General features: G+C 52.0%; 2 protein-coding genes and 1 pseudogene. All 3 read left to right on the forward strand.

What is annotated here, in order from left to right:
• A pseudogene (locus CIW48_RS34430) lies at positions 1-130 on the forward strand (GDP-mannose 4,6-dehydratase); the annotation flags it as partial.
• A gap of 43 nt (positions 131-173) precedes the next feature.
• A complete protein-coding gene (locus tag CIW48_RS32825; protein WP_149314509.1) occupies positions 174-1,094 on the forward strand; it encodes an NAD-dependent epimerase/dehydratase family protein in 921 nt (306 codons plus the stop codon).
• Positions 1,095-1,105: 11 nt separating this feature from the next.
• Positions 1,106-1,267 (forward strand): sugar phosphate nucleotidyltransferase (locus CIW48_RS32830; RefSeq protein WP_246695531.1); only part of this gene is annotated, 162 nt, incomplete at its 3' end.

Genomic DNA, 1,267 nt, shown 5'->3' on the forward strand with positions numbered 1-1,267 from the left:
GGTCGAGGTTCTGCTCGGCAATCCCGCGAAGGCCAAGGCGACCTTCGGATGGGAGGCCGAGACGAGCCTCGAGGCGCTGATCACCGAGATGGTCGACGCGGATATAGCTCGGTTGGGCGGCTCCAAATAGCGGGCTGTCGGCATCTTACTTCCTGTACATCGAGAGACTCCTAATGAGAATTCTAGTTACAGGTGCAGGTGGAGTCGTGGGAGCCGCACTCACAAGCTTGCTGCAGTCAAAGGGCTATAATGTAAAAGCGTTGGGCTCACGTCGCGACTGCAATTTAGAGAATTTTGAAGATACACTACGTGAGTTTATCGTTTACGGGCCAACGCACGTTTTCCATTTAGCGGGAGCTGTCTATGGCCTTGGAGGAAATCTAAAATTTCCTGCAGATATTTTTAGGAGAAATTTGCTTATAAATACTCACGTGATTGAGGCGTCAAGATTACTTCAAGTAGAAAAAATCGTGGCAATGGGCACAATTGCTATGTATCCGGCTCAGGTGTCGATGCCCTTCAAGGAGGACGACGTTCTGAACGGTCCGGTCCATGAGTCGGAACGTTTCTACGCCGCGGCAAAGCGGGCCATGCTGGAGATGCTTGAGAGCTACAAAGCGCAATATGGTACGAATTATGCATTCGCTCTTAGCACAAATTTGTATGGTCCGTCAGACCGCTTTGATGAGTTCTACGGCCATGTTGTGCCATCGTTGATAAGAAAATTTCATCGTGCAGCGAGCAACAAAGGTATCGTTGAGGTATGGGGAGATGGAAGTGCGGAGCGAGATTTCTTGTATTCGGAAGATGCAGCAGCCGCTTTGCTAATTTTGATGGAGAAGGGCACTGGCGTCTTCAACCTGGCTACGGGCGTTAGCACAAAGATCAAATTTCTAGTCGAAACCTTGCATAAATTATACCCGGCGGCGGAGTATTGCTGGGATACCAGTAAGCCTCTCGGGCAAGTGGAAAGAAGCTACGACGTTAGCCGCATTCGGCGTCTCGGTTTCGAGCCACAATTCTTGCTTGAAAACGGACTGCGGCGAACAGTTGATTGGTATTCAGACAATCTGAAGCACCTTAGAAGTTATTAATTTAGGGGTCCGTGTTGCCAGTAAGACCTTTCATCCTGTGCGGTGGGACGGGGACGCGGCTGTGGCCGGCGTCACGGGAGAGCATGCCCAAGCAGTTCGCCCGGCTGGTCGACGCCGAGCGCTCGACCTTCCAGGCGACACTGGCGCGGGTGTCGGACGCCTCCGTCTTCACC

Origin of the sequence: Methylobacterium sp. P1-11 (genome assembly GCF_008329595.1) — a bacterium.
GTDB lineage: Bacteria > Pseudomonadota > Alphaproteobacteria > Rhizobiales > Beijerinckiaceae > Methylobacterium.